The 26,341-nt window shown below is 36.7% G+C and carries 24 protein-coding genes; 22 read left to right on the top strand and 2 right to left on the bottom strand.

Annotation, left to right across the window (positions count from 1 at the left end; all coding sequences use genetic code 11):
- Window positions 1–20: 20 nt before the first annotated feature.
- The 4 genes from B0A80_RS05890 to B0A80_RS05875 are packed head-to-tail and all read left to right on the top strand — an operon-like array spanning window position 21 to window position 3,405.
- The gene (locus tag B0A80_RS05890; protein ID WP_017494616.1) at window positions 21–353 is read left to right on the top strand and encodes a hypothetical protein; all 333 of its coding nucleotides are present in this window, start codon (window positions 21–23) and stop codon (window positions 351–353) included.
- A gap of 18 nt (window positions 354–371) precedes the next feature.
- On the top strand, window positions 372–674 hold the full coding sequence (locus tag B0A80_RS05885; RefSeq protein WP_070906109.1) for a hypothetical protein: 303 nt from the start codon (window positions 372–374) through the stop codon (window positions 672–674).
- Between the two features lie 3 nt (window positions 675–677).
- A complete protein-coding gene (locus B0A80_RS05880) occupies window positions 678–2,237 on the top strand; it encodes a PepSY-associated TM helix domain-containing protein (protein WP_070906110.1) in 1,560 nt (519 codons plus the stop codon).
- Between the two features lie 10 nt (window positions 2,238–2,247).
- Window positions 2,248–3,405 carry a PepSY-associated TM helix domain-containing protein gene (locus B0A80_RS05875; RefSeq protein WP_233430715.1) on the top strand — a complete coding sequence of 386 codons (1,158 nt, stop codon included), beginning with the start codon at window positions 2,248–2,250 and terminating at the stop codon, window positions 3,403–3,405.
- 568 nt (window positions 3,406–3,973) lie between these two features.
- Here B0A80_RS05875 and B0A80_RS05870 read toward each other — a convergent pair.
- Both B0A80_RS05870 and B0A80_RS05865 read right to left on the bottom strand, forming a co-directional pair.
- Window positions 3,974–4,321, bottom strand: a complete 348-nt coding sequence (locus B0A80_RS05870; RefSeq protein WP_017494612.1) for a toxin-antitoxin system YwqK family antitoxin — start codon at window positions 4,319–4,321, stop codon at window positions 3,974–3,976.
- Window positions 4,322–4,531: 210 nt separating this feature from the next.
- On the bottom strand, window positions 4,532–5,527 hold the full coding sequence (locus B0A80_RS05865; RefSeq protein WP_089076713.1) for a TlpA family protein disulfide reductase: 996 nt from the start codon (window positions 5,525–5,527) through the stop codon (window positions 4,532–4,534).
- A 157-nt stretch (window positions 5,528–5,684) separates the two neighbouring features.
- On the opposite strand from B0A80_RS05865, the gene aspS reads away from it, so the two are divergent.
- From aspS to B0A80_RS05775, 18 genes are all read left to right on the top strand, one after another.
- Complete coding sequence (aspS, locus tag B0A80_RS05860) at window positions 5,685–7,436, top strand: aspartate--tRNA ligase (RefSeq protein ID WP_017494610.1); 1,752 nt, start codon at window positions 5,685–5,687, stop codon at window positions 7,434–7,436.
- A gap of 402 nt (window positions 7,437–7,838) precedes the next feature.
- Entirely contained in the window at window positions 7,839–8,033 is a 195-nt protein-coding gene (locus B0A80_RS05855) for a cold-shock protein (protein ID WP_007137066.1), read from the top strand.
- Window positions 8,034–8,274: 241 nt separating this feature from the next.
- Window positions 8,275–8,640, top strand: coding sequence for an NADH-quinone oxidoreductase subunit A (locus tag B0A80_RS05850; RefSeq protein WP_026109777.1), 366 nt, complete (start codon window positions 8,275–8,277; stop codon window positions 8,638–8,640).
- Window positions 8,641–8,801: 161 nt separating this feature from the next.
- Complete coding sequence (locus B0A80_RS05845) at window positions 8,802–9,350, top strand: NADH-quinone oxidoreductase subunit B (protein WP_017494608.1); 549 nt, start codon at window positions 8,802–8,804, stop codon at window positions 9,348–9,350.
- 1 nt (window position 9,351) lies between these two features.
- A complete protein-coding gene (locus tag B0A80_RS05840; protein WP_017494607.1) occupies window positions 9,352–9,873 on the top strand; it encodes an NADH-quinone oxidoreductase subunit C in 522 nt (173 codons plus the stop codon).
- A 24-nt stretch (window positions 9,874–9,897) separates the two neighbouring features.
- Window positions 9,898–11,136: an NADH-quinone oxidoreductase subunit D gene (locus B0A80_RS05835; RefSeq protein WP_070906113.1), complete on the top strand. Its 1,239-nt coding sequence runs from the start codon at window positions 9,898–9,900 to the stop codon at window positions 11,134–11,136.
- A 194-nt stretch (window positions 11,137–11,330) separates the two neighbouring features.
- Window positions 11,331–11,861 carry a complex I 24 kDa subunit family protein gene (locus tag B0A80_RS05830; protein ID WP_070906572.1) on the top strand — a complete coding sequence of 177 codons (531 nt, stop codon included), beginning with the start codon at window positions 11,331–11,333 and terminating at the stop codon, window positions 11,859–11,861.
- Between the two features lies 1 nt (window position 11,862).
- Complete coding sequence (gene nuoF, locus B0A80_RS05825; RefSeq protein ID WP_017494604.1) at window positions 11,863–13,230, top strand: NADH-quinone oxidoreductase subunit NuoF; 1,368 nt, start codon at window positions 11,863–11,865, stop codon at window positions 13,228–13,230.
- A gap of 86 nt (window positions 13,231–13,316) precedes the next feature.
- A complete protein-coding gene (locus B0A80_RS05820; RefSeq protein WP_017494603.1) occupies window positions 13,317–14,348 on the top strand; it encodes a 2Fe-2S iron-sulfur cluster-binding protein in 1,032 nt (343 codons plus the stop codon).
- Window positions 14,349–14,351: 3 nt separating this feature from the next.
- Window positions 14,352–15,404: an NADH-quinone oxidoreductase subunit NuoH gene (nuoH, locus tag B0A80_RS05815; protein WP_070906114.1), complete on the top strand. Its 1,053-nt coding sequence runs from the start codon at window positions 14,352–14,354 to the stop codon at window positions 15,402–15,404.
- 156 nt (window positions 15,405–15,560) lie between these two features.
- Window positions 15,561–16,106, top strand: coding sequence for a NuoI/complex I 23 kDa subunit family protein (locus B0A80_RS05810; RefSeq protein WP_026109775.1), 546 nt, complete (start codon window positions 15,561–15,563; stop codon window positions 16,104–16,106).
- The gene (locus tag B0A80_RS05805; RefSeq protein ID WP_017494600.1) at window positions 16,107–16,646 is read left to right on the top strand and encodes an NADH-quinone oxidoreductase subunit J family protein; all 540 of its coding nucleotides are present in this window, start codon (window positions 16,107–16,109) and stop codon (window positions 16,644–16,646) included.
- Window positions 16,646–16,966 carry an NADH-quinone oxidoreductase subunit NuoK gene (gene nuoK / locus B0A80_RS05800; RefSeq protein WP_017494599.1) on the top strand — a complete coding sequence of 107 codons (321 nt, stop codon included), beginning with the start codon at window positions 16,646–16,648 and terminating at the stop codon, window positions 16,964–16,966. Before B0A80_RS05805 ends, nuoK begins: the two co-directional genes overlap by 1 nt.
- A 6-nt stretch (window positions 16,967–16,972) precedes the next feature.
- Complete coding sequence (gene nuoL / locus B0A80_RS05795) at window positions 16,973–18,856, top strand: NADH-quinone oxidoreductase subunit L (protein WP_089076712.1); 1,884 nt, start codon at window positions 16,973–16,975, stop codon at window positions 18,854–18,856.
- 10 nt (window positions 18,857–18,866) lie between these two features.
- Window positions 18,867–20,306, top strand: a complete 1,440-nt coding sequence (locus B0A80_RS05790) for a complex I subunit 4 family protein (RefSeq protein ID WP_017494597.1) — start codon at window positions 18,867–18,869, stop codon at window positions 20,304–20,306.
- 68 nt (window positions 20,307–20,374) lie between these two features.
- Window positions 20,375–21,766, top strand: coding sequence for an NADH-quinone oxidoreductase subunit N (locus B0A80_RS05785; protein WP_070906116.1), 1,392 nt, complete (start codon window positions 20,375–20,377; stop codon window positions 21,764–21,766).
- Between the two features lie 167 nt (window positions 21,767–21,933).
- Window positions 21,934–22,707, top strand: coding sequence for a Bax inhibitor-1/YccA family protein (locus B0A80_RS05780; RefSeq protein WP_089076711.1), 774 nt, complete (start codon window positions 21,934–21,936; stop codon window positions 22,705–22,707).
- A gap of 707 nt (window positions 22,708–23,414) precedes the next feature.
- Window positions 23,415–26,264: a pectate lyase family protein gene (locus B0A80_RS05775; protein WP_089076710.1), complete on the top strand. Its 2,850-nt coding sequence runs from the start codon at window positions 23,415–23,417 to the stop codon at window positions 26,262–26,264.
- The last annotated feature ends 77 nt before the right edge of the window (window positions 26,265–26,341 follow it).

Below are 26,341 nucleotides of genomic sequence, written 5' to 3'. Positions count from 1 at the left end.
TTTTTTAAATTTCATCAATCATGATCACAATTGCAAGTCTTATTGTTTTTTTAGCTTTTTACACGCTGTACTACACCTCGAAAAGAGCCACATTATCGTATGATTTAGGCTTTGAAAAATGGATGAAAAGCAATCCTAAATCAACCAGGTTTTTAGGCCTGGGGCTTCTTTTACTGGCTTATGCGCTCTGGCTGTTCACACAATCTTTGTGCTGCGGCACCCTAATGTTCTTTATTCAGCTCATGACCATTGGGAGTTTGATCATCATTTTGGCTCCTCTAAAAAAAATAAGCCGCTTTACTATTCTCGGTTTTTTTATACTTGCAGCTCTACTGGAATTTTATTACTACTAATTCATTTCTAATTAAAATATGCCGGCCAATCCAAAATATTTAACCCAATCCAAATGGCAAAGATTTGCCAAAATTACAGCTGCCATATTAGGCGGCTACTTTGTTTCAGTCACCTTTCATTTGGCTTTAGCAGCCTGGTTCAGCCGTGCCGATATATTGATGACCATGGCTTTTAGCGGATTCATCCTCTGGGTAGCCCTGATGGTCGTTGCCTTTCTGGCTAAAAACGGATGGAAAATATGGGGAATCTACATCCTTATTACTTTAGTTTTCTCTCTTTTAATATACCTGGGTCAAACCTACAATCCAATAGCAAAATAATCCATGAACAATCGTAATTACAACATCTATTTTCATACCCATACCGTTAGCGGAATTGTGATCAGCGTAGTGCTTTTTGTGATTTTCTTCGCGGGCTCCTTTTCTTTCTTCAGAGATGAAATCATCAATTGGGAAAGAAATGAATCCTCAGCTATAAGTAGAGAAATTCAACTGGACTATACGTCGGCCCTAAAGAAACTTGACAAAGAATACGTACTACACGGGAGAAATCTGACCTTTTCTAAACCAAATATCGAACGAAGAGTTGCCGTTTATATGGAAGGTACAAAAGATACTTTGGCGCCTAAAGAACAAAAAGAAGGATCCTTTTTTTATCTCGATACCAAAACCTTCAAAACCTTTACCTACGAACAATCTTATTCGCTGGGAGAATTTTTATACCGTCTGCATTTCCTGGCACAGATTCCCTATCCTGTTGGGTATTATCTATCGGGTTTCACAGCATTGTTCTTTTTATTTGCCATCGTAACCGGGCTTTTACTGCATTGGAAAAAAATCGTCTCTAACTTCTATATCTTCCGTCCAAAAGAAAAACTAAAAACCTTATGGACAGATGCGCATACCGCCTTAGGAATGATTGGTCTGCCTTTTCAATTTGTATATGCTGTAACCGGAACCTTTTTCATGATTAAACTCTTAATTGTGGCTCCGGCAGTAATGGCTTTATACAAAGGCGATCAGGACAAATTATACAAAGAACTGGAATATACCGATCCTGAGTACAAATTCGATAATAAGAAATTAGCAGCCCCATTTAATATTGATCAGCTTGTTGCGAAAACAAAAAGCAGCTGGAAAGATTTTGAAATTACCCGAGTTTTCATTCAGAATTACGGAGATGCTAACATGCACGTTTTGGTTGAAGGTGAAATGTTAAGCCACAAAAAATTCACCGGAATTGGGAAGATCGTGTATCGAATTGCGGACGGAAAAGAAATTGCCAGAAAAAATCCGATTACTCAAACAAGCTATTTAGATGTCGTAAAAAATGTGCTATACCGCATACATTTTGGCGATTACGGAGGTTACGCTCTCAAAATTGTAAGTTTCGTTTTAGGTATAATTACCTGTTTTGTCATCATTTCGGGCGTTATGATTTGGTTAGTCGCCAGGCAAAAAAACAACTTACCCGAAAAGAAAAAACGCTTTAATGCCGGAGTCGTTCGTATTTATTTGGCCATATGCCTGAGCATGTACCCTATCACGGCCTTTGCTTTTATTGCTGCCAAAATATTCCACCCTCTTACTCAGGATCAGTTATATATGGTTTACTTTATAGGATGGCTTATTCTTACCGTATTTTTCATCCTTAAAAAGAATGATGCTTTTACCAACAAATACTGCTTAATTTCAGGAAGTATGCTAGGTTTTTTAATCCCAATTACAAACGGAATTGTCTCCGGAAATTGGTTTTGGACCTCTTTCATGCAGAACAGAATTCAGGTCTTTTTTGTGGATGTTTTTTGGATATTCCTGGCTTCCATAACCCTTTATGTTGCCTATTCATTAAAACCTAAAAACGAAGCCGTTTCTAAAAAATAAATAAAATTACTTGCTCCCCATTGATTTTGCGTATAATTTTGCGTTTTACGATAAAATGGGATTCAAAACACAAATACGATTTCTACACAAATGGCTCGGATTAATTTCCGGGCTTATTGTTTTTATTATCAGTATTACCGGTTGTATTTTTTGTTTCCATGATGAAATAAAAGACATCACCCGTAAAGAATGGCGAATCGTTGAACCTCAGAACAAACCTTTTGTTCTACCCTCCGTATTGAAGGAAAAAGCCAAAGAGATTCTTCCAAATTACAAATCGAGTATGGTTTCATATTACGGAAAAAACCGTTCCGCAATTGTTTACACCTATGCTGATAGCGAAAACCGATACCTCTACTTCAATCCCTACACAGGAAAACACCTGAAAATCGAAGATCCCGATACCGACTTTTTCATTATTGTCGAACGCATTCATTTGTATTTACTCTTACCGGATTATATAGGAAAACATATCATTGGAAGCGCAACCATCATCTTCATTCTATTAGTAATTTCAGGACTCATCCAATGGTGGCCCAAACGAAAAAGCGATCTCAAACGAAGCTTTACTGTAAAATGGTCCGCTAAATGGAGACGTGTCAATTACGACTGGCACAATACTTCCGGATTTTACATTTCGATAATTGCCGTAATTATAGCCATAACCGGTTTAACTTTTACCTACGAATGGGTAGGTGACGGAATCTATAGTACGTTCAATTTCGGGGGAGACAAAACGCTGGAAATAAAAGTACCTGTGATCGATACCACTAAATTCAATAACAACTCCGTTACTGCCGTCGATCGCGCTTTTACAACAACCGCAAAACTTCAACCCGATGCCGAAATGTATTTTGTTACCTTTCCACAGCAAAAAGGTAGCATAATCGACACAGGGGCTTATCCGCATGCTTTACGATACGACCATCAAAGCAACTATTATTTTCATCCGAACACCGGAAAACTGCTCCAAAGCGAACCGTTCCAAAAGAAAACTCTAGGCCTACAGGTTGTCGAAATGAATTATGGCATACATACTGGACAAATCTTAAACCTGCCCGGCAAAATTATTGCCTTTATCGTAAGCTTAATTGCGGCCGCACTTCCTTTAACCGGTTTTATCATCTGGTACGGAAGAAATAAAAAAAGTAAAAAAAGCAGAGCATAAAAAAAACTCTCCTCAATTTTATTGACTTATTCATCCACAAGTTTTTTTTAAACTCCCGCAGATTTAGCAGATTTAGATTGTTTTGCAGAATACCAAACAAAAAAACCAGCACAATCAGCTAACCCGAGCGAAAGCGAATTGGCGAAGCAATCTGCGTAAAAAAAGGATCAAGAACAAAAGTCGGGAAGAAAAAGGCTGAAAGCCTGAAAAGCAACAACATCGTGCGCAGCACTATGAATTAGACTAAGGTGTAGAATTACCCTGAAAGGGCAAAAGCAAAATTATACCTTACAATTTTCAATAAAGACCAAACCGCTCTTTTATAAAATATAATTCAAAATAGAATAAAATCAACTTTTTGCGTGTAAGCTTCTGCCCTTTCAGGGCGTAACCGATATTTGCTATCATTACTCATAGTGCTGCGCACCATTCTATTGCTTAAGCTCTTTCAGAGCAATACTCCCAACTTTTGCACCTGATCCGAAAAAACTAAAATACCGAAATACAAAGGCATAAAAAAACCGTCTCGTTAAAAAACGAGACGGTTTTTTTATATCTCAGAAATCTTCTAATTTCTATTGGCTAAAGCATTTTTCTGTAAATTCTTAACAGATGTTACTTTGCTGTTTTCATACGCCACTTCGCAAAGATTTTTATCATTGAAGAAAATCCATTTTCCTGTTTTTACTCCTTCAGTGTATTCTCCAACAGCCATCTTATTTCCTTTTGTATCATAAGATACCCAAACACCATCTAACTTACCGTCTTTGAAGAAACCCTCTTGTTGAACACTACCATTTTCATAGTAATACGTAGCTTTTACTCTATTTCCAACAGCTTCCAATTCCGGTTTTATCTCTTGTGCAACTAAAATTCCAGAGAACAATATTGCAACTAAAATTACACACTTTTTCATATCTTTAGGTATTAATGTTATCAAATCTTTATCAAATATAATCAATTGTTTACATTAAAAAAACTTTTACTTAACAATTTGGTAACATTAGATGAAAGCTTAACATTGGAAATTTTTCAAAAACAAAAAAACCAAAGCTTAAGCCTTGGTTTTACTGCTATTTCCTAAAAAAATATAAACCTTTTATAAACTTGTAATTTGAAACGTAAGTTACTTTAATAACGCATCTAATTGCGTCTGAAGTTCTGGAGATGAAGGTCTTTCCGCATCACTACTTACTACTTTACCGCTTGGATCCACAATAATAAATCTTGGAATTCCGGTAACACCATAGCTTGTTACAAACTCAGATTCCCAGTCTTTATCAGCAAATAATTGAATTCCTCCAAGCTTCTTATCCGTCACAAACTTCTTCCATTTTTCATTATCCTTCGCTTTATCCACAGATACGCTCACGAACTCAATATTTTTTCCATGATACTTCTCTTCCAATTTTTGTAAATACGGAATCTCAGCTCTGCATGGTGCGCACCAGGTAGCCCAAAGATCAATATAAACATACTTCCCTTTTAAATCAGAAAGCTTTGTCTTTCCTCCTTTATGATTTTCATAATTAAAATCAGGAGATAAGGTTCCCGTCATTTTTTTGGCTTTTGCAGCACTCTCATAATCATCTTTAGCATAGCGGTTAAAACTTTCAAATTTCTTTTTCAAAGCCGTCGTAAACTCAGCATCAAAATTACCTTTCTCTAAACTTCCCAGATCCGTTTTCAGCTTTGCTTCCAATAGTGATGCAAATTCTGTAGCTTCCTTAACAAAAGCTTCCTTCTGAAACTTTTCATCATTTAAAGCCTGCTGAGCCAGAAAATTACTTTCGTCAACCCCTTTACCTTTGTACACAATCGTTTCATCAAACTCCTTGGCATCCATTGTCAGGTTAACATCCGAATTCGGTTTTAAATACAAGTTAGAACCTTCCGTTCCATCTGAAAACATATAAAACCCTTTAGGAGCATCAAAAGAAGCCACAAAAATTCCCTTTTTATTAATTGGAATCACCTGTTTGAAATTATCCTTTCCTTTTATCACTAAAGTATCACTGTTTCTATTCGTAATCTTAGCGGTAAATTTAATTGGGCTCTTGACCTGACCGATCACACCCAAGGTGCTGCAAATCAACAAACCGGTTATTAAAAATTTGTTCATATCAATTAGAGTTTAGATTTTGTAATCCAAATCTAACGAAATTAGCCTCTCGAAATTTAAGAATTAACAAAATATTTCAAATTTCTAAGCATCAAGTGATCACTTTACTATATTAATTTGAATTTTGTGTTTACTTTTGCAGTCTAAAATTTTGATCATGTATAGAAGTCATAATTGTGGCGAATTAAACGCCTCAAATATTAACACGGAAGTTACACTAGCGGGTTGGGTTCAAAAATCACGCGATAAAGGATTTATGAATTGGGTTGATTTACGTGACCGTTATGGAATTACACAACTTATTTTTGACGAAAGCCGTACGGATAAAGCGGTTTTTGAACTTGCCAAAACATTGGGAAGAGAATTTGTAATTCAGGTAAAAGGAACCGTAATTGAGCGTGAAGCCAAGAACAAAAATATTCCAACCGGTGAAATCGAAATTTTAGTATCAGAACTAACCATTCTGAATGCTGCTTTAACACCTCCTTTCACAATCGAAGATGAAACGGATGGTGGTGAAGATATCCGAATGAAATACCGTTACTTAGACATCAGAAGAAATCCTGTAAAAAACAGTTTATTGTTCCGTCATAAAGTAGCTATGGAAGTTCGTAAATATTTATCAGACTTAGATTTCTGCGAAGTAGAAACTCCATACCTTATCAAATCGACTCCGGAAGGAGCGAGAGATTTCGTTGTACCAAGCCGTATGAACGAAGGACAATTTTATGCCTTGCCGCAATCACCGCAAACCTTCAAACAATTATTGATGGTGGGTGGAATGGATAAATATTTTCAGATCGTAAAATGTTTCCGTGACGAAGATTTACGTGCGGACCGTCAGCCTGAGTTTACACAAATTGACTGCGAAATGGCATTTGTGGAACAGGAAGACATTTTAAATATTTTCGAAGGTCTGACCAGACATTTATTAAAAGAAATCAAAGGTATCGAAGTAGATAAATTCCCAAGAATTACCTACGACTATGCCATGAAAACATATGGAAATGACAAACCTGACATTCGTTTCGGAATGGAATTTGGTGAATTAAACGAATTTGCGCAACACAAAGAATTTCCGGTATTCAACGCTGCAGAATTAGTAGTAGGTATTGCCGTTCCGGGAGCAGGAAACTATACCCGTAAAGAAATCGATGCCTTAATTGACTGGGTAAAACGCCCTCAGGTTGGAGCATCAGGAATGGTGTATGCCAAATGCAACGACGACGGAACTTACAAATCTTCTGTAGATAAGTTTTACGATCAGGATGATTTAGGCCAATGGGCAAAAATCACAGGAGCAAAACCGGGAGACATGATTTTTGTTCTTTCGGGACCTGCCAATAAAACCCGTGCACAGCTTTCGGCACTTCGTATGGAACTTGCAACCCGTTTAGGCTTGCGTAATCCTGAAGTATTTGCACCATTATGGGTAATTGATTTTCCACTATTGGAATTAGACGAAGAATCAGGGCGTTATCACGCAATGCACCACCCGTTTACCTCTCCAAAACCGGAAGACATGCAATTGCTGGAAACTGAACCAGGGAAAGTTCGCGCAAACGCTTACGATATGGTGTTAAACGGAAATGAAATTGGCGGAGGTTCGATTCGTATTCACGATAAAGCAACACAGCAATTAATGTTCAAATATTTAGGCTTTACCGAAGAAGAAGCAAAAGCACAGTTTGGTTTCTTAATGGACGCCTTCCAATTTGGAGCACCGCCACACGGAGGTTTAGCTTTTGGATTAGACCGTTTAGTAGCCATCTTAGGAGGTCAGGAAACCATCAGAGACTTCATTGCATTCCCAAAAAACAATTCGGGACGCGATGTGATGATCGATGCTCCTGCCGCAATCGATGAAGCTCAATTGAAAGAACTTGCTATAAAATTGGATTTGAAATAATTTCTTATTCTTTTTCTAGAAAACAAAAAACGACAGCTAAAAGTTTCAGTTGTCGTTTTTTTATGCAGTTTGTCGTCATTTTACCCTTTTTTCGTGTTAATAAAATCTTAAAACAGGAAAGAAATCCCTAGTAAACACAGGCTTTTTCCCACAAAAACAAGTCTTAAAAAATCAAACTCCGCTTAATATACGAAATTTTTGTAAAATATAAGCTACTTTTTTAACATTTAATTATAATAATTAATGATTCTCAAATAAAGTATACACATACCAAATTTGATGCAATATAAATAGCGAAAAGACTGTTAATCAATAATTTTTACAAAAATTTAACAGGTATATGTCTTTTGTATGAATTTATATGTTACATTTGCTTTATTATAAATTATTATTACAATTACAATGCGTACAGGTACAGTAAAATTTTTCAATGAGTCTAAAGGTTATGGATTCATTACAGACGAAGAAACAGGAAAAGACATCTTCGTTCACGCTTCAGGAATTAACGCGGAAGAATTACGCGAAGGAGACCGTGTAAGCTACGAAGAAGAAGAAGGAAGAAAAGGGAAAGTTGCTGCTAAAGTAGCAGTAATCTAAGAAAAATATAGCAATTTATTTTTTTTGCCTCTGAATGGTTTTCAAAACGTCCCGAAGTATCGGGGCGTTTTTTTTTGCTCAAATCTTAAAAAAATACTAAAATCCTTGGATCTTATTTATAATCAATAAAAATTAGCGGTTAACGCGGTTTCAGGGTACACTTAAATCATTTTTTAGCTTGTGATTTACAGAGTTGAAAGTTATCTTTGTGGCTTATTCTTTAAGTAAAAAAGCTAAGTTTATGCAATCTGATCAATACAGTTACATTCCTATTTTAATGCAGTTCATTTTGGCTGTGGGTTTTGTCGCAGGAACCATCGTTATTTCCGGAAAATTAGGTCCAAAAAGAAGTTCTGAAGTAAAAGATAAAAACTTCGAATGTGGTATCGAATCTGTTGGAAACGCACGTATTCCTTTTTCTGTAAAATATTTCCTTGTAGCCATTTTATTTGTACTGTTTGACGTAGAGGTAATTTTCCTTTACCCATGGGCAGTAAACTTTAAAGAATTAGGCGTAGAAGGAATGCTTAAGATGATTGTTTTCATGTCGCTTCTTTTAGTGGGTTTCTTTTATATCATCAAAAAGAAAGCCTTAGACTGGGAATAAAGAAATTTTAGATTTTAGATTTCTGATTTTAGATCTAAGCATCTGAAATTAAAATTTAAAATTTAATCTTAAACTAAATTTAATACTGATTTAAAAAAATTGATTTTACTTTTTAAGGTTTCAACAATCTAAAATCTAAAATCAGAAATCTAAAATAAAAAATGAGCGATTCAAATGTAAATATGGTTGCGCCGCCGGAGGGAGTTACTGGTGAAGGTTTCTTCGCTACAAAACTGAATGATGTTGTAGGTTTGGCAAGAGCCAATTCATTATGGCCACTACCTTTTGCAACCTCATGCTGTGGTATCGAATTCATGGCAACAATGGCTTCACATTACGATTTAGCACGATTTGGTTCTGAGCGTGTGAGTTTCTCTCCTCGTCAGGCAGATATGCTTTTAGTAATGGGAACTATTTCAAAAAAAATGGCGCCTATTTTAAGACAGGTTTACGAACAAATGTCTGAACCACGCTGGGTAATTGCTGTTGGAGCCTGTGCTTCATCAGGCGGAATCTTCGATACTTATTCTGTTTTACAAGGAATTGACAAAGTAATTCCGGTTGACGTTTACGTACCGGGATGTCCTCCAAGACCGGAACAAATTGTTGACGGAGTAATGAAACTTCAGGAATTAGTAAAAAGCGAATCTGTAAGACGCAGAAGCTCTCCTGAATACCAAGAATTACTAGCTTCATATAATATTACTTAAGATGGCTTTAGAAAATACCCTGATCCAAGATAAACTTACAGAAACATTTGACACAAGTGTTTTTAACTTTCAACAGGAAAGAGATATTTTTTCATTGGAAACTACCGCTGATAAAATCACAGCCCTGATTCTTTTTTTAAAAAACGATTCCGATTTACGCTTCCACTTTCTAACTGATTTATGCGGTGTTCATTATCCGGACAACGAAACGGATCGTCAGTATGCTATTGTTTATCATTTGCACAACTGGTACGAAAACAAACGTATTCGAATCAAAGTATATCTAAACGGTGAAAAACCGGAGATCAAAACCATTTCAAATATTTTCCTGAGTTCAAACTGGATGGAAAGAGAAACATACGATTTCTTCGGAGTCAATTTTATTGGACACCCACAATTGAAACGTATTTTGAATATGGACGAAATGGTGTCTTTCCCAATGCGAAAAGAATTCCCAATGGAAGACAGCGGAAGAACTGATAAAGACGACAGATTCTTTGGAAGAACAACAACAAATTGCTAAAAATAAATAATTCAACATTATAAAATGTCAGAACTATTATTATCACCAGAGCATCGATATGCTAAAATAATTAAGGACAAACTAAACGAAGACGGAAGTGAACTTTCGGTACTGAATTTAGGTCCTACGCACCCGGCGACTCACGGTATTTTTCAAAATATCCTGTTGATGGATGGTGAAAGAATTCTTGAGGCTGAACCAACAATCGGTTACATCCATAGAGCTTTTGAAAAAATTGCTGAAAATCGCCCTTTTTACCAGATTACTCCTCTTACAGACCGAATGAACTATTGCTCCTCTCCTATTAACAATATGGGATGGTGGATGACTATAGAAAAACTATTGGGAATTGAAGTTCCAAAAAGAGCTCAGTATCTTAGAGTAATTGTAATGGAGCTGGCCCGTATTACAGATCACTTAATCTGTAACTCGATTCTGGGTGTAGATACTGGTGCTTATACTGGTTTCTTGTACGTTTTTCAATTCAGAGAAAAAGTTTATGAGATTTACGAAGAAATTTGTGGAGCTCGTTTAACAACAAATATGGGAAGAATTGGTGGTTTCGAGAGAGACTGGTCGCCTGAAGCTTTCCGCAAACTAGACGTTTTTTTAGAAGAATTCCCTGTGGCCTGGCAAGAGTTTGTTAACTTATTTGAAAGAAACAGAATTTTCCTTGACAGAACCGTAAACGTTGGTGCTATCTCAGCAGAGCAGGCAATGGCTTACGGATTTACAGGTCCAAACTTACGTGCAGCGGGAGTTGATTATGACGTTCGTGTAGCACAACCTTACTCCTCTTACGAAGATTTTGATTTTGTTGTCCCGGTTGGAAAATCAGGTGATACTTACGATCGTTTCTGTGTTCGTAATGCTGAAGTTTGGGAAAGTTTGAGCATTATTCGTCAGGCTTTGGCTAAAATGCCGGCAGGAAACGAATACCATGCAGAAGTTCCGGATTACTACCTTCCTCCAAAAGAAGACGTTTACACTTCGATGGAATCTTTAATTTATCACTTTAAGATTGTAATGGGAGAAGTTCCTGTACCGGTTGCAGAAATTTACCACCCGGTTGAAGGAGGAAATGGAGAAGTAGGATTCTATTTGGTTACAGACGGAAGCCGAACGCCATACAGATTACATTTCAGAAGACCTTGTTTCATTTATTACCAGGCTTATCCGGATATGATTAAAGGAGCTTTACTTTCGGATGCAATTGTTATTCTATCCAGTTTAAATGTAATTGCAGGAGAATTAGACGCGTAAAGATATTGTAGATTGAAAATTTTAGATTTTAGATTGCAGAATGGCATACTTAAAATTTAGATTGAAAATCTAGACTTATATAGAATTGAAGAATTCAGATTGAAAAATCTAAAAACTAATAAAGATTGCAGAATATGGGTTATGGACAAAGATTTAAAAAATCTGAAATCCAAAATCTAAAATCTAAAATAAAAATGGAACGAAAACATTACAAACAAGAAATAAACATGACTGAAGCGTTGATGTCCCGCATCAATGAGTTGATCAGTCATTATCCTGAGGACAGAAGAAAATCAGCTTTGTTACCTGTTTTGCATGAAGTGCAGGACGCTCATGACAACTGGTTAAGCATTGAGTTACAGGATAAAGTTGCCGAAATTTTGCACATCAAACCAATTGAGGTTTACGAAGTGGTTACTTTTTATACCATGTACAACCAAAAACCAATTGGAAAATACATGTTCGAATTTTGCCAGACTTCTTGTTGTTGTTTAAATGGTGCTGAGAATTTAATGGATTATACTTCTGAGAAATTAGGCATCAAAATGGGAGAAACCACTCCGGACGGAATGTTTACCATTGCCGGTGTAGAATGTTTAGGCGCTTGCGGATACGCTCCGATGATGCAGTTGGGAGATTTCTACAAAGAAAAATTGACAGAAGAAAAAATCGATCAGTTAATTGCTGATTGCAGAGAGGATAAAATAATATTACACGATAAATAAGATGTCACAGAAAATATTATTAGATAAAATCAACATTCCGGGTATCAAAACCTACGAAGTATACCGCCAAAATGGTGGATATGCCTCTGTAGAAAAAGCTTTGAAAACACTTACACCGGATGAAGTTACCGAAGAAGTAAAAAAATCAGGACTACGTGGTCGTGGTGGTGCAGGTTTCCCTGCCGGAATGAAATGGAGTTTTATTGATAAAAAATCAGGAAAACCAAGACACTTAGTATGCAATGCCGACGAGTCTGAACCGGGAACTTTCAAAGATCGTTATTTGATGGAATTTATTCCTCACTTATTGATCGAAGGAATGATTACCTCAAGTTATGCCTTAGGCGCTAACCTGTCTTATATCTACATTCGTGGAGAATATATGTGGGTTTTCAAAATATTAGAAAGAGCAATCGCCGAAGCTAAAGCTGCCGGTTGGTTAGGAAAAAATATATTAGGTACAGGTTACGATTTAGAGTTACACGTTCACTGTGGAGCCGGAGCTTATATTTGCGGAGAAGAAACTGCACTTATCGAATCTCTGGAAGGTAAAAGAGGAAATCCTCGTATTAAACCACCTTTCCCGGCGGTTTCAGGACTTTGGGCCAATCCAACAGTGGTAAACAACGTAGAAACTATCGCTACTGTGCCATGGATCGTAAACAATTCCGGTGACGATTATGCGAAAATCGGTATTGGACGTTCAACGGGAACTAAATTGATTTCGGCTTCAGGACACATTAAAAACCCAGGAGTTTATGAAATTGAATTGGGTTTAAGTGTTGACGAATTCATGAATTCTGATGAGTACTTAGGAGGAATGTCTTCCAGCAGACCTTTAAAAGCGTTTGTTCCGGGAGGATCTTCGGTGCCTATTTTACCTGCCGAATTAATTTTTAAAACAGCAAACGGTGAAGACCGTTTAATGACTTACGAATCTTTAAGTGATGGTGGTTTTGCTACCGGATCGATGTTAGGTTCAGGAGGATTTATTGTGTACAACGACACCGCTTGTGTGGTTCGTAATACCTGGAATTTTGCCCGTTTTTACCACCATGAATCTTGCGGACAATGTACACCTTGTCGTGAAGGAACAGGATGGTTGGAGAAAATATTATGGAGAATCGAGAACGGCCAGGGCCGTGAAGAGGATATCGAATTATTGTGGAGCATCCAGAGTAAAATCGAAGGAAATACGATTTGTCCGCTAGGTGACGCAGCCTCATGGCCGGTAGCCGCAGCAATTCGCCACTTTAGAGATGAATTTGAATATCACGTTCGTTTCCCGGAGAAAATTAAAAATAGAGATCACTTTGTTGCTGAACCTTTCTCACAAGTGAAGCATTTAGTAGGCAAACAAACAGTTTAAAAATATAGTTTAAAGTTTTAAGTTTTTTTAGTTTCAAGTGAAAGCCTGAAACCTGAAACCTGAAACTAAAAAAACAAAAGTAAGAGATGAAAGTAACCATAGACGGTCAAAGTATAGACGTAGAGCCAGGAACAACAATCCTGCAGGCTGCACGTATGATTGGTGGAGATTTAGTTCCGCCAGCCATGTGTTATTACTCAAAATTAAAAGGCAGCGGTGGAAAATGTCGTTGTTGTTTAGTTGAAGTTTCGAAAGGTAGTGAAGCTGACCCAAGACCAATGCCAAAATTAATGGCATCTTGCGTAACAGGATGTATGGACGGAATGGAAGTGAACAGTAAATCTTCTGATCGTGTAACAGAAGCCCGTAAATCGGTAACGGAATTTTTATTGATCAACCACCCGCTGGATTGCCCTATTTGTGATCAGGCTGGAGAATGTGATCTTCAGAACTTAAGTTTTGAGCACGGAAATCCAAAATCACGTTTTATTGAAGAAAAAAGAACGTTCGAACCGGAAGATATCGGTCCGAATATTCAACTGCATATGAACCGTTGTATCTTATGTCAAAGATGTGTACAAGTTGCCGATCAATTGACAGACAACAGAGTTCACGGGGTATTAGATCGTGGAGATCACGCTAATATTTCAACCGGAATTTCTAAAGCAATCGACAATGAATTCTCAGGAAACATGATCGACGTTTGTCCGGTTGGAGCTTTAACCGATAAGACTTTCCGTTTCAAATCGAGAGTATGGTTCAACAAACCTTTTAATGCTCACAGAGAATGTACCACTCCTGGATGTTGTGGTAAAACAACTGTATGGATGTTTGGAGGAGAAATTCAACGTGTTACCGGTCGTAAAGATGAGTACCATGAAGTAGAAGAATTCATTTGCAACAGCTGTCGTTTTGACCATAAAAATGTGAGTGACTGGGTAATTGAAGGACCAAGAGAATTTGAAAAAGATTCTGTAATCAACCAAAACAACTACACTCAAAAATTAGAGAAAGTTGAAATCGATACAGAGAAAAATATCCTTTTAGGTAGAGATATCGATCGTAAAAAAATTAGTATGGCTGCAATTCCATTAACTACTAATGATAAAAAATCTTAAGAAATGGAAAGTGCATTTATTATAGAAAAAAGTGTCGTTATTGTTGTCGTTTTTGCGATTACTATGATTATGGCGATGTATTCTACCTGGGCTGAGCGTAAAGTTGCTGCTTTTTTACAGGACCGTGTAGGACCAAACCGTGCCGGATGGGGAGGATTATTACAACCTCTTGCTGATGGTATGAAATTATTCTCGAAAGAGGAGTTTTTCCCAAATACACCAAATAAATTTTTATTCATCGTAGGACCCGGAATCGCAATGAGTACGGCTTTAATGACCAGTGCTGTTATTCCTTGGGGAGACAAATTACATGTTTTTGGCCGTGATGTTTATTTACAGGCCACTGATATCAATATTGCGTTATTATATATTTTTGGTGTTCTTTCTGTTGGAGTTTATGGTATCATGATTGGTGGATGGGCTTCTAACAATAAATTCTCTTTGATGGGAGCTGTTCGTGCAGCTTCACAAATGGTTTCTTATGAAGTTGCCATGGGATTATCGATGATTGCTTTGTTGATGATGACCGGAACTTTAAGCTTAAAAGAAATTTCCTTACAACAACAAGGAATGAACTGGAATGTTTTTTACCAGCCGTTATCTTTTCTAATCTTCTTAATTTGTTCTTTCGCTGAAACCAACAGAACTCCTTTTGATTTGGCAGAATGTGAAAACGAATTAATTGGAGGTTACCATACGGAATATTCCTCCATGAAAATGGGATTCTATTTATTTGCTGAATATGCAAGTATGTTCATCTCAGCTACTATTATCTCGGTATTATTCTTTGGTGGATACAATTATCCCGGAATGCAATGGATGGTTGATAATGTAGGGGTAAACGCAGGAAATATTTTAGGTATCGTAGTATTGTTTGCTAAAATATGTTTCTTCATCTTTTTCTATATGTGGGTACGTTGGACGATTCCAAGATTCAGATACGACCAATTAATGAATTTAGGCTGGAGAATTTTAATACCGCTTTCCATTATTAACATTATGATTACGGGTGCTGTAATATTAAGACACGATATCGCAGCAGCTTTAGGATTCTAAGAACCGTAATGCCCTAGCCCTGATAGCAGCGGCATCCTTTTGTGGTGGGGTTCACCACAAAAGATACAGCGGATAGCAGGATTAGCTTAAAAACAAAAATAAAACAGATTTAATTTGTATCATACAAATAGTGAATCGTAAATCATACATTAAAAAATGTCAATAGAAACTATATCATTATCGGGTAGAAAAAAGGTGGTCTCTAATAAGGAGATGACTTTTATGGAACGATTGTATCTTGTGGCGATTGTAAAAGGATTGTTTATCACACTTAAACACTTATTCAGAAAAAAAGTGACGATTCACTACCCTGAACAAGTGCGTGAAATGAGTCCGGTTTATCGTGGTCAGCACCAATTGAAACGTGATGAACAAGGTCGTGAAAACTGTACTGCCTGCGGATTATGTGCTTTATCATGCCCAGCAGAAGCGATCACAATGAAAGCTGCTGAACGTAAAGCAGATGAAAAACATTTGTACAGAGAAGAAAAATATGCTTCAATCTACGAAATCAATATGTTACGTTGCATTTTCTGTGGTTTATGTGAAGAAGCCTGCCCAAAAGACGCCATTTACCTGACGACTTCAAAAGTTTTGGTACCTTCAAGCTATGAAAGAGAAGATTTCATTTTTGGAAAAGACAGATTAGTGATGCCTCTTGACGTGGCTATCAAAAATGCTCAACTTAATAATGCTAACTAAATGATACATATTCCCGATTTTGCACACGCAACAACTGTACAAATTATATTTTGTTTCTTAGCGTTTATTACGGTGATTACCGCTTTCCTGACTATTTTTAGCAGAAACCCAATTCATAGTGCTATTTACTTAGTGATTTGTTTTTTCTCTATTGCCGGTCATTATTTACTATTAAACTCTCAATTTTTGGCTATCGTACACATCATAGTCTACTCGGGAGCGATTATGATTCTGTTCCTGTTTACGATCATGTTGATGAACCTGAACGAACAAAAAGAAGTGCACCGTCCCAGAATTACTCGTTTAGGGGCCATTGTCTCTTTTTGTTTGATTTGCATAGTATTAATCGCAATTTTTATCAACTCTAAACCAATTGTTGGCGAATACGACTCAACGGGTGAAGATTTCCAATCAATCAAAGTATTGGGTAAAATTTTGCTGAACGAATATATGGTTCCGTTTGAATTTGCTTCGATCTTGCTTTTAGTAGCCATGATTGGAACTGTATTATTGTCTAAAAAAGAAAAATTAAATAAATAATGGGTAATATATTAAATCAAATAGGTATTGAAAACTACATCTTTTTGAGTGTTGTACTTTTCTGTATTGGTATTTTTGGTGTATTGTACAGACGAAACGCTATTATCGTTTTCATGTCTATCGAAATCATGTTGAATGCTGTTAACCTTTTATTTGTTGCTTTTTCAACTTACCATCAGGATGCGCAGGGACAAGTCTTTGTGTTCTTTTCGATGGCAGTTGCTGCAGCAGAAGTTGCAGTTGGATTGGCTATTTTAGTTTCGATCTTTAGAAATTTAGGTTCGATTAGTATCGATAATTTAAAAAATTTAAAAGGATAAATAAAAATGGATACCAATTTAGCTTTACTTTTAGTTTTATCTCCTTTTTTAGGATTTTTAATCAATGTTTTCTTCGGCAAGAGCTTAGGAAAAACCGTTTCAGGAATCATCGGAACTGCTGCTGTAGTGGTTTCTTTTGCTGTTACACTTTTCTTTTTCAATCAGGTGAGCCAAACCAAACAAGCGCTTCAGGTTACTTTATTTGACTGGATTCAAATTAGTAATTTAAAGATCAATCTTGGATTTTTATTAGATCAGTTGTCTTTACTTTGGTTGCTTTTCGTAACTGGTATTGGATCGCTGATTCATTTATACTCTATCAGCTATATGCACGACGATGAGAATATGCACAAGTTTTTTGCTTATTTGAATCTGTTCGTATTCTTCATGATTACTCTTGTAATGGGAAGTAACTTGTTAGTTTTATTTATTGGTTGGGAAGGTGTTGGACTTTGTTCGTACTTATTAATTGGATTCTGGCACAAAAACCAGGATTACAATGATGCTGCGAAAAAAGCTTTCATCATGAACAGAATTGGAGATTTAGGTTTATTAATCGGAATGTTCATACTAGGTTCAATGTTCTCTACTTTAGATTATGCTACTTTAAAAACGGCAATCGCAGGAGCAGCGAACTTAAACATCCCATTGCTTTCATTAGCTGCTTTATGTTTGTTTATTGGAGCTTGTGGTAAATCAGCACAAATTCCATTATACACCTGGTTACCTGATGCGATGGCAGGACCAACTCCGGTTTCGGCATTAATTCACGCTGCGACAATGGTAACCGCCGGTATCTTCATGATTACCCGTTTGAACTTTGTATTTGATTTAGCTCCGGATGTTCAGTCTGTTATCGCTATTATTGGAGCTGTAACTTCATTAGTTGCTGCAACAATCGGTTTGGTTCAGACCGATATCAAAAAAGTATTGGCTTACTCTACCGTTTCTCAATTAGGTTTAATGTTTTTGGCCTTAGGATTTGGTGCTTATGAAGTAGCTGTTTTTCACGTAATCACACACGCTTTCTTCAAAGCTTGTCTGTTCTTAGGTTCAGGATCTGTAATTCATGGTTTACATGGGGAACAGGATATGCGTAAAATGGGTGGTTTGCGTAAAGCGATGCCAATCACTTTCTGGACAATGTTAATTTCATCATTAGCCATTTCAGGAGTTCCATTTTTCTCTGGTTTCTTCTCTAAAGACGAAATTTTATTAACGGCTTTCCACCATAGCATCCCGCTTTATGTGGTAGGATCTGTCGCTTCTATCATGACGGCATTTTATATGTTCAGATTAATGTTCCTTACTTTCTTTAAAAATTTCAGAGGAACCGAAGAGCAAAAACACCACTTACATGAAAGTGACGGATTGATTACTTTTCCATTAGTGATTTTAGCTATTCTGGCTACTTTTGGAGGATTGATCAGTTTACCTGGAAACAGCTGGTTAAATGGTTACCTAGCCCCTCTTTTCACTAAAGTAGCAGGCGAAGAACATCATTTAGGCACAACAGAATACACTTTAATGGGTGTTGCTGTTTTGGGTGGATTGTTAGGTATTCTAATTGCTTATGTGAAATACTTCAAACTAGATAATGTTCCGGAAGCGGATGAAAACATTAGCGGTTTGACCAAAGTGTTATACAACAAATATTATGTAGACGAAGCTTACGATGCTATTTTCGTTCGCTCTATCAACGGATTATCAAGATTTTTCAGAGACTATATCGAAACTGGCCTTTCTGCCCTTGTTTTTGGATTAGGAAAAGTAGCCAACGAATTGGCTTTTCAAGGTAAAAAATTACAAAACGGAAGTATCGGATTATATCTTTTTGCATTTGTTTTAGGGCTTTGTGCCATTGTTTCCTATATATTTTTAGCTAAATAATTTTACAACTATGAACGTTTCTCTTATATTAATTATTCTTCTAATTGGTGCATTTGCCACTTATTTTGTTGGTGACAAGCTAGCATCAAAAGTAGCTTTGTTCTTTAGTTTGGCGGCTTTAGGTTGTTCAATTGTTTTATTAAATCATTTTTCAGCTGGTGAGAATATCAGCCTGATTAATACCTGGATTACTCAGCCTAAAATTTCATTTGCTCTTAACGCAGATGGTTTAGGTATGGCGATGCTTTTGCTTACTGTAGCTTTAACACCAATTATTATATTCTCTTCTTTTGGTAACGAATACAAAAATGCCAAAGGTTTTTATGCTCTAATTTTATTTATGGCTTTTGCTATGACAGGAACGTTCCTGGCAGCAGACGGTCTTTTATATTATATTTTCTGGGAGTTGGCGCTTATTCCAATTTACTTTATTGCCCTTATCTGGGGTAATGGTGATGCCGAAGAACGCAGAAAAGCAGTAGTTAAATTCTTTATCTACACGCTGGCAGGTTCCTTGTTCATGTTAGTTGCTTTTATCTACCTGTATCAAAAAGCCGGAAGCTTCTTAATCGAAGATTTGTACAAATTAAATTTATCAGCTTGCGAGCAATTATGGATATTCTTAGCTTTCTTCCTTGCTTATGCTATTAAAATTCCAATTATTCCTTTCCATACCTGGCAGGCAAATGTATACCAAAAAGCACCAACTGTTGGAACGATGCTTTTATCCGGTATCATGTTAAAAATGGGATTGTACAGTGTTATTCGTTGGCAATTACCCCTTGCACCATTGGCTGCAAAAGAATACATGAACATCTTTATCGCTCTTGGAATTGCTGGTGTGATCTACGGATCAATTGTAGCTTTAAGACAAAAAGATCTGAAGAAATTGTTAGCTTACTCGTCTTTGGCGCACGTTGGTTTAATTGCTGCGGGAACTTACACCCTAACTATTGACGGTTTACGTGGAGCTGTATTGCAAATGATTGCTCACGGTTTTGTGGTAGTAGGTTTGTTCTATGCTGCCGAAATTATCTTCAGAAGATACGAAACCAGAGAAATTTCACAATTAGGCGGTATTCGTACACAATCTCCAAAATTCACTTCAATGTTTTTAATTTTGGTATTGGCTTCTGTTGCTTTACCAAGTACTTTTAACTTTGTTGGAGAATTTACTGTTTTGTATAGTCTTTCTCAAATTAATATCTGGTTTGCTGTTTTAGGTGGAACTACTATTATTTTAGGAGCTTATTATATGCTTAAAATGTTTCAAAATGTAATGTTGGGAGAAACCAATTCGAAAACTTTTGCTGACGTTTCTGTTAATGAAGGAATTTCATTAGTAGCGATTATTGCAGTGTTGATTTTCTTCGGATTCTATCCAAAACCAATTACAGATTTGATTACACCAAGTTTAGAAACGATTCTGAACGTTATCAATAAAAATTAAAAAATATTTTAAATAAAAATAAATTAGGGCATCATTAGTTTTAGATTTCCTAAATCAAAAAAACAAAAATGAATACATTAATAGCTATAACAGGATTGGGTATTTTTTGCCTATTGTTTGAAATTCTTAATTTAAGAAAGGCCATTGTTCCTATTACCATCATTGGTTTACTAGGTGTTTTGGCGCTTAACTTTTACGAATTCGGATCAACAGCAAGTTACTATAACAATATGATTACAGTGAGTAAGTTCTCTGTCACATTTTCATCGTTGTTTATTGTGTTGACCATTTTCCTGGTAGCATTAAGTCATAATTTTTACGAAAATCATCCAACCAAAATCTCCGATTTCGTTGCGATCAAAGTATTTTTATTAGCCGGGGGAGTGGCTATGGTTTCTTTCGGAAACTTAGCAATGTTCTTCTTAGGAATTGAAATTCTGTCTATTGCTCTTTACGTTTTGGCTGCGAGCGATCGTTTGAATCTAAAAAGTAATGAGGCGGGTATGAAATATTTCTTAATGGGATCTTTCGCATCAGGAATCATTTTGTTCGGAATTTGTTTGATCTACGGAGCAATGGGAACTTTTGATGTAGCTGAAATCCACGAAGTCTCTTTATCTGCCGAATTGCCAATCTGGTTCCCAATCGGAATGATTTTGATGATTATTGGTATGTTGTTCAAAGTAGCAGCGGTTCCGTTTCATTTCTGGGCTCCGGATGTTTACGAAGGTTCTCCTGCATTAACTACTGCTTTAATGAGTACCTTGGCAAAAGTTGTAGCGATCGCTACTCTTTATAAATTGGTTTCTGCATTGAATTTCATTCCATCACTAGACAATCAGGATCTTTTAGGAACTTTTGAAACTATTGTTGTAATCGTTTCAATCGCTTCTATGACTGTTGGAAATATAATGGCATTACGTCAGGTAAATGTAAAACGTATGCTGGCATTCTCAGGAATCTCGCATGCCGGTTTTATGTTGATGACTTTATTAACGATAGCAACCTCAGCAGGTGTTTTATTGTACTACACAGCTGCTTATGCATTGGCCGGAATCGCTGCATTTAGTGTTGTTTTATATGTGTGCAAAAATCAGGATAACGAAGATATCACGAACTTTCACGGTTTAGGAAAAACAAATCCTTTATTGGCAGCAATCCTTACAGGTTCGTTGTTGTCTATGGCCGGTATTCCTATTTTCTCTGGTTTCTTTGCTAAATTATTCTTGTTCAACCAAACCATTCAGGCAGGATATATTGCTCTGGTAATTGTAGCGGTTATCAATTCAATTATTAGTGTTGGATACTATTTCAAACTAATCTTAGCGATGTACTCTAAAGAACCGAATCAGGAGCGTACCGGAAAACCTTTCCTTATTTATGCCGTTGCTGTTATTTCAATTGCCTTGAACATTGCTTTAGGTTTATTCCCTTCTTTAGTTTTAGATCTTTTAAAATAAGAATTTCAATATCAAAATACGAGCCGTCAATACTTAATTGACGGCTTTTTTATTTAGAAGAATAATGCTTCAAAACAAATGCTCCGAATTGTTAAAAATTCTATAGGAATCAAGGCACATCAAAAAATATCGATTATATTTGATAAGTTTTTAAAACCAATTACATTATGAACTTTAATTCAAAAAATCCATTTTTAAGCAACAAGCGTTTTTCCTCTAATGCTGTTTCAAAAGCTGAAGAAGTACATCAGGCACAAATTATCGACTACAATCAGGAGATGACTTTGTCTGGTACAATCAACAAAACGGCCATCTTGTTTTTAATTTTATGCGGATCGGCTATGGTAACGTGGTGGATGGCATTTAATGGTATGAATGTGATGCTGCCTGCTATTGGTGGTGCCATCATTGGACTAATTTTAGTTATAATTTCAGCCTTCAAACCTCAGGCTTCTCCTTATTTAGCTCCTGGTTATGCTTTATTTGAGGGACTATTCATTGGAGGAATTTCAGCCATCTTTGAAGCCAAATATCCCGGAATTGTAATTAACGCCGTTGGAGCAACTCTGGTTACTTTTTTAGTATGCCTTGGTTTATATAAATTCAGAATTGTAAAAGTAACAGAGCAATTTAAGTCAGTAGTTGTTGCGGCAACATTAGCAATTGCTACCTATTATTTAATTTCATGGTTAGTTTCTTTATTCACAAGCTGGACTCCGGTTCACTATGGAAATTCAATGATGAGTATCGGAATTAGTGTTTTTGTTATTATTATTGCTGCGTTAAACTTATTCTTAGACTTTGATCAGATCGAAAAAGGAGTACAGCAAAGAATGCCAAAATTCATGGAATGGTATGGTGCAATGGGATTAATTATCACACTAGTTTGGTTGTACATCGAATTCTTACGACTATTGTCAAAATTATCAAGCAAAGATTAATTCTTTCTTTTTCTCATAACCAAAGCCTTTTGAAATATTCAAAAGGCTTTTTTTTTGCTCTTACCCCTTCAGGATAATGCCAACTCCAAGTTAAACTATACTACTGTTTTTAAGCTTTCAGTCTGCTTTAAAACTTCATCTAATCAATACTGCGGAAATTGACAGACACCTTTAATACTTCTTTTTTCATCTCAAAAACGATCAATACCGATTGTATATTCAATATAGTCCAATTGTATTGTACTATTTTCATATTACACCGGCATTATATCAGAAAACATTCGACTAAAAAATAAGTAAAATCGATATAATTTTCAAACTCAAAAGGTATCAACAGCTGTAGAAAAGACGACTTTTAAATCACAAAACACGACTTTTTTATCGCTATAACATAAATTACTCAAAATGTTATAAATCTAATATTTTGGTTTTATTGCATTTGTTTTCTTCTCTCCATTATGCTCACAAATGCAATAAAAATGCTACTTCACAAAACCTATCGTATTTATGTAATAAATTACAATTAATGCAATTTATTACATTATCAATATTCAAAAGCACAATTTTTTATTGTTTTTCCTTTTTTATAACAAATATTTTACACATATCGAAAAATAATATATTTTTGTGTAATCGATTACAAATTTGTTTATTGAATCAATACCCAAAAAATCACAAGAAACTTTATTAACCAAAAAACCACAATTATGAAAAAAAACCTACTTATTCTGCTGCTTTTACTGCTTACAGTTCCCTTATGGGCACAACAAGTTCAAATTACCGAATCCTCGGGTTGGCTTGAATCGGCATTTGTTAAATGGCAACCTGTAAGCAATGCACAAACCTACAATGTGTATTACTCCGGTAATGGAGTCACCGATAAAAAAATTGACGACCAATTGATCAGAAGTTACGGAAGTTATTTTCGTGCAGACATTCCGGGTTTAAAAGCGGGATCTTATACCGTTAAAATCAAACCAGTCATTTCGGGTGCAGAAGGTACCGGTTCAACAACAGGTTCGTTAACCGTTGCTGCCCAAGATCGTAATGGATTTGCTTTTGAGGGCGGACGCGTTCCGGGAGGATACAAATCTGACGGAACTCCGAAAGACAATGCGGTTATTTTATACATCACGCAAAATACCAAAAACACTATTTCGATGAATATCACCGGAGCCAGTGCAAACCCTTGCGTTGGTTTACAAAACATATTGTATGCCATCAAAAAAGGAAAAGATACACGTCCGTTTATCATTCGTTTAATTGGAAATATTACCGACATGTCTGTGATGGAAGGCGGAGATGTTGTTATTGAAAATGCCAACAATGCAGCCAGTTATCTTACGATCGAAGGAATTGGAAATGATGCTGTTGCCAATGGCTGGGGCGTACGTTTGAAATCGGCATCAAACATTGAAGTAAGTAATCTTGGATTTATGAACTGCAACAGTACCGCAGGTGACAATGTTGGCATGCAGCAAGACAATGACCACGTTTGGGTGCACAACTGTGATTTGTTCTACGGAAATGCGGGAAGCGATGCTGATCAAATTAAAGGAGACGGAGCTTTAGACAATAAAACGTCAACTTACATTACTCTGTCTTACAATCACTTTTGGGACAACGGAAAAGCAAGTCTTTTAGGTTTGAGCGAAGGCACTACAAGCGGTTTGTACATCACCTATCACCACAACTGGTTCGATCACTCTGATTCGCGTCATCCTCGTGTGCGTTATTATTCGGCCCACATTTACAACAATTATTTTGATGGTGTAGCCAAATACGGTTCGGGTTCTACGTTAGGATCTTCGTTATTCGTGGAAGGAAACTACTTCCGAAACAGTAAACATCCCATGTTAACTTCTTTGCAGGGAACTGATATCTGGGACGAAACCAATCAGGTAAACAATGCCGGAACTATGGGAACCTTTTCAGGTGAAGCTGGAGGATCAATTAAAGCTTTCAACAATACTTTTGACGCTTCAAACGGAACTAATAGCATGCGTTTTGTAGCCTACAATGATCCTAATCCGTTATACAATATTTCAGGAAAAATTAGCTCCACAACCGACTTCGATGCTTATGTTGCCACAACAAGGGGAGAAACAGTAAGCAGCGCTGTTAAATCTAAATCCGGAGCCAATACTTATAATAATTTTGATACCGATGCTACGCTTTACGTAAAAAATTTAACCATCGAACAACCGGCGACTGCTAAAACAAAAGCAACTCAATACGCCGGACGTGTTTCGGGAGGTGATTTAAAATGGACATTTAACAATAGTATCGATGATACTTCTTCAACAGTAATCACGGCACTTAAATCGACACTTACCAATTACACAGGGACTTTGGTTGCTGTACAAGGGGAAGGCAATCCGCCTACAAGTTCTCAAACCCTAACTTCAACTTCCAATAACAATCAAACTGTAACCAGCGGTACTGCTATTGGAACAATTGTTTTCACCTGGGGAGGCGACGCAACAGATGCAACGGTTACAGGTTTGCCGACATCAGGAATTAGTTTTGTAAAAAATGCCACCGCCAAAACAATCACCATTACCGGAACTCCAACGGCTAATATTTCCTACTCTATCGCAACTACCGGAACAGGAACTCCGGCAACGGGTACAGGAACTATTACGGTAACCACAGCCGGCACGCAAACACTGACATCCACAAACAATAACAGTCAAACGGTTGCCAGCGGAAACGCAATTGCAACGATTGTTTTCACCTGGGGAGGAAATGCGACAGATGCTACAGTTACCGGTTTGCCAGCTTCAGGAATTAGTTTTGTAAAAAATACCAGCGCCAAAACAATCACCATTACCGGAACTCCGACGGCTACTGTTTCATACTCTATCGCAACTACCGGAACAGGAACTCCGGCAACGGGTTCAGGAACTATTACCGTTACTACCGGAACACCTGCCGGAGATGAGATTCATAACTTTACAACATCCGGAAAAACAAGTTCATTTTACACCATTACCGGAAATATGAATTCAACTAACGGATCAATAACCTATGCGGGATTAACTCTTACAGCACGTCTCAAAATAGAATCAAGTACTACCATTACCTATACTACTGCGAGTCCTTCTACTCTGACATTGGTTTTCGACTCTAACTTTACCGGAACGATCAAAGTAAACAATGTCTCGTACACTGCATCGGCCGGAATTGTGACGGCTTCAATTCCTACGGGTTCCAATACCATTACAAAAGGTTCTGTTGCCAATTTATTCTACATCAGCACGGATTACAATAGCGGAAGTACATTAAGAACGGCACAAACATCATCAGAAATCACATCAGAATCAAAAACTTCAAAAGTGATTTTATATCCAAATCCGGTTGCTGATGTTTTATACTTCTCCGAATCAGTGCAAAGTATCGAAAAAGTTCAGGTGTACAATATGTCAGGAACTTTAGTAAAAAGTGTTGGCAAAAATGTAGAAAGCATTGATGTAAGTAATTTAATTTCGGGTACCTACTTGGTAAAAGTTTATACTAATGAAGGCTCGTTCAATCAAACTGTTCTAAAAAAATAAAGCGCTCAATAGTTTAAAATTCAAAAAGGCTTCCAAATTTGGAAGCCTTTTATATTTTCAAAATCTTAAATAATATA

The sequence above is a fragment of the Flavobacterium tructae genome (assembly GCF_002217475.1).
GTDB classification, from domain to species: domain Bacteria; phylum Bacteroidota; class Bacteroidia; order Flavobacteriales; family Flavobacteriaceae; genus Flavobacterium; species Flavobacterium tructae.
Note: the sequence above shows the minus strand (reverse complement) of the source record. Positions and strands in the feature narration are given on the sequence as shown.

Coding starts and splice junctions, on each gene's coding strand:
- B0A80_RS05865 (WP_089076713.1), bottom strand. CDS start 5,527: ATGAACAAATTTTTAATAACCGGTTTGTTGATTTGCAGCACCTTGGGT.
- B0A80_RS05780 (WP_089076711.1), top strand. CDS start 21,934: ATGAACTTTAATTCAAAAAATCCATTTTTAAGCAACAAGCGTTTTTCC.
- B0A80_RS05885 (WP_070906109.1), top strand. CDS start 372: ATGCCGGCCAATCCAAAATATTTAACCCAATCCAAATGGCAAAGATTT.
- B0A80_RS05855 (WP_007137066.1), top strand. CDS start 7,839: ATGCGTACAGGTACAGTAAAATTTTTCAATGAGTCTAAAGGTTATGGA.
- B0A80_RS05830 (WP_070906572.1), top strand. CDS start 11,331: ATGGAACGAAAACATTACAAACAAGAAATAAACATGACTGAAGCGTTG.
- B0A80_RS05835 (WP_070906113.1), top strand. CDS start 9,898: ATGTCAGAACTATTATTATCACCAGAGCATCGATATGCTAAAATAATT.
- nuoF (WP_017494604.1), top strand. CDS start 11,863: ATGTCACAGAAAATATTATTAGATAAAATCAACATTCCGGGTATCAAA.
- B0A80_RS05850 (WP_026109777.1), top strand. CDS start 8,275: ATGCAATCTGATCAATACAGTTACATTCCTATTTTAATGCAGTTCATT.
- nuoH (WP_070906114.1), top strand. CDS start 14,352: ATGGAAAGTGCATTTATTATAGAAAAAAGTGTCGTTATTGTTGTCGTT.
- nuoK (WP_017494599.1), top strand. CDS start 16,646: ATGGGTAATATATTAAATCAAATAGGTATTGAAAACTACATCTTTTTG.
- B0A80_RS05810 (WP_026109775.1), top strand. CDS start 15,561: ATGTCAATAGAAACTATATCATTATCGGGTAGAAAAAAGGTGGTCTCT.
- B0A80_RS05840 (WP_017494607.1), top strand. CDS start 9,352: ATGGCTTTAGAAAATACCCTGATCCAAGATAAACTTACAGAAACATTT.
- B0A80_RS05785 (WP_070906116.1), top strand. CDS start 20,375: ATGAATACATTAATAGCTATAACAGGATTGGGTATTTTTTGCCTATTG.
- B0A80_RS05790 (WP_017494597.1), top strand. CDS start 18,867: ATGAACGTTTCTCTTATATTAATTATTCTTCTAATTGGTGCATTTGCC.
- aspS (WP_017494610.1), top strand. CDS start 5,685: ATGTATAGAAGTCATAATTGTGGCGAATTAAACGCCTCAAATATTAAC.
- B0A80_RS05880 (WP_070906110.1), top strand. CDS start 678: ATGAACAATCGTAATTACAACATCTATTTTCATACCCATACCGTTAGC.
- B0A80_RS05805 (WP_017494600.1), top strand. CDS start 16,107: ATGATACATATTCCCGATTTTGCACACGCAACAACTGTACAAATTATA.
- B0A80_RS05820 (WP_017494603.1), top strand. CDS start 13,317: ATGAAAGTAACCATAGACGGTCAAAGTATAGACGTAGAGCCAGGAACA.
- B0A80_RS05845 (WP_017494608.1), top strand. CDS start 8,802: ATGAGCGATTCAAATGTAAATATGGTTGCGCCGCCGGAGGGAGTTACT.
- B0A80_RS05890 (WP_017494616.1), top strand. CDS start 21: ATGATCACAATTGCAAGTCTTATTGTTTTTTTAGCTTTTTACACGCTG.
- nuoL (WP_089076712.1), top strand. CDS start 16,973: ATGGATACCAATTTAGCTTTACTTTTAGTTTTATCTCCTTTTTTAGGA.
- B0A80_RS05870 (WP_017494612.1), bottom strand. CDS start 4,321: ATGAAAAAGTGTGTAATTTTAGTTGCAATATTGTTCTCTGGAATTTTA.
- B0A80_RS05775 (WP_089076710.1), top strand. CDS start 23,415: ATGAAAAAAAACCTACTTATTCTGCTGCTTTTACTGCTTACAGTTCCC.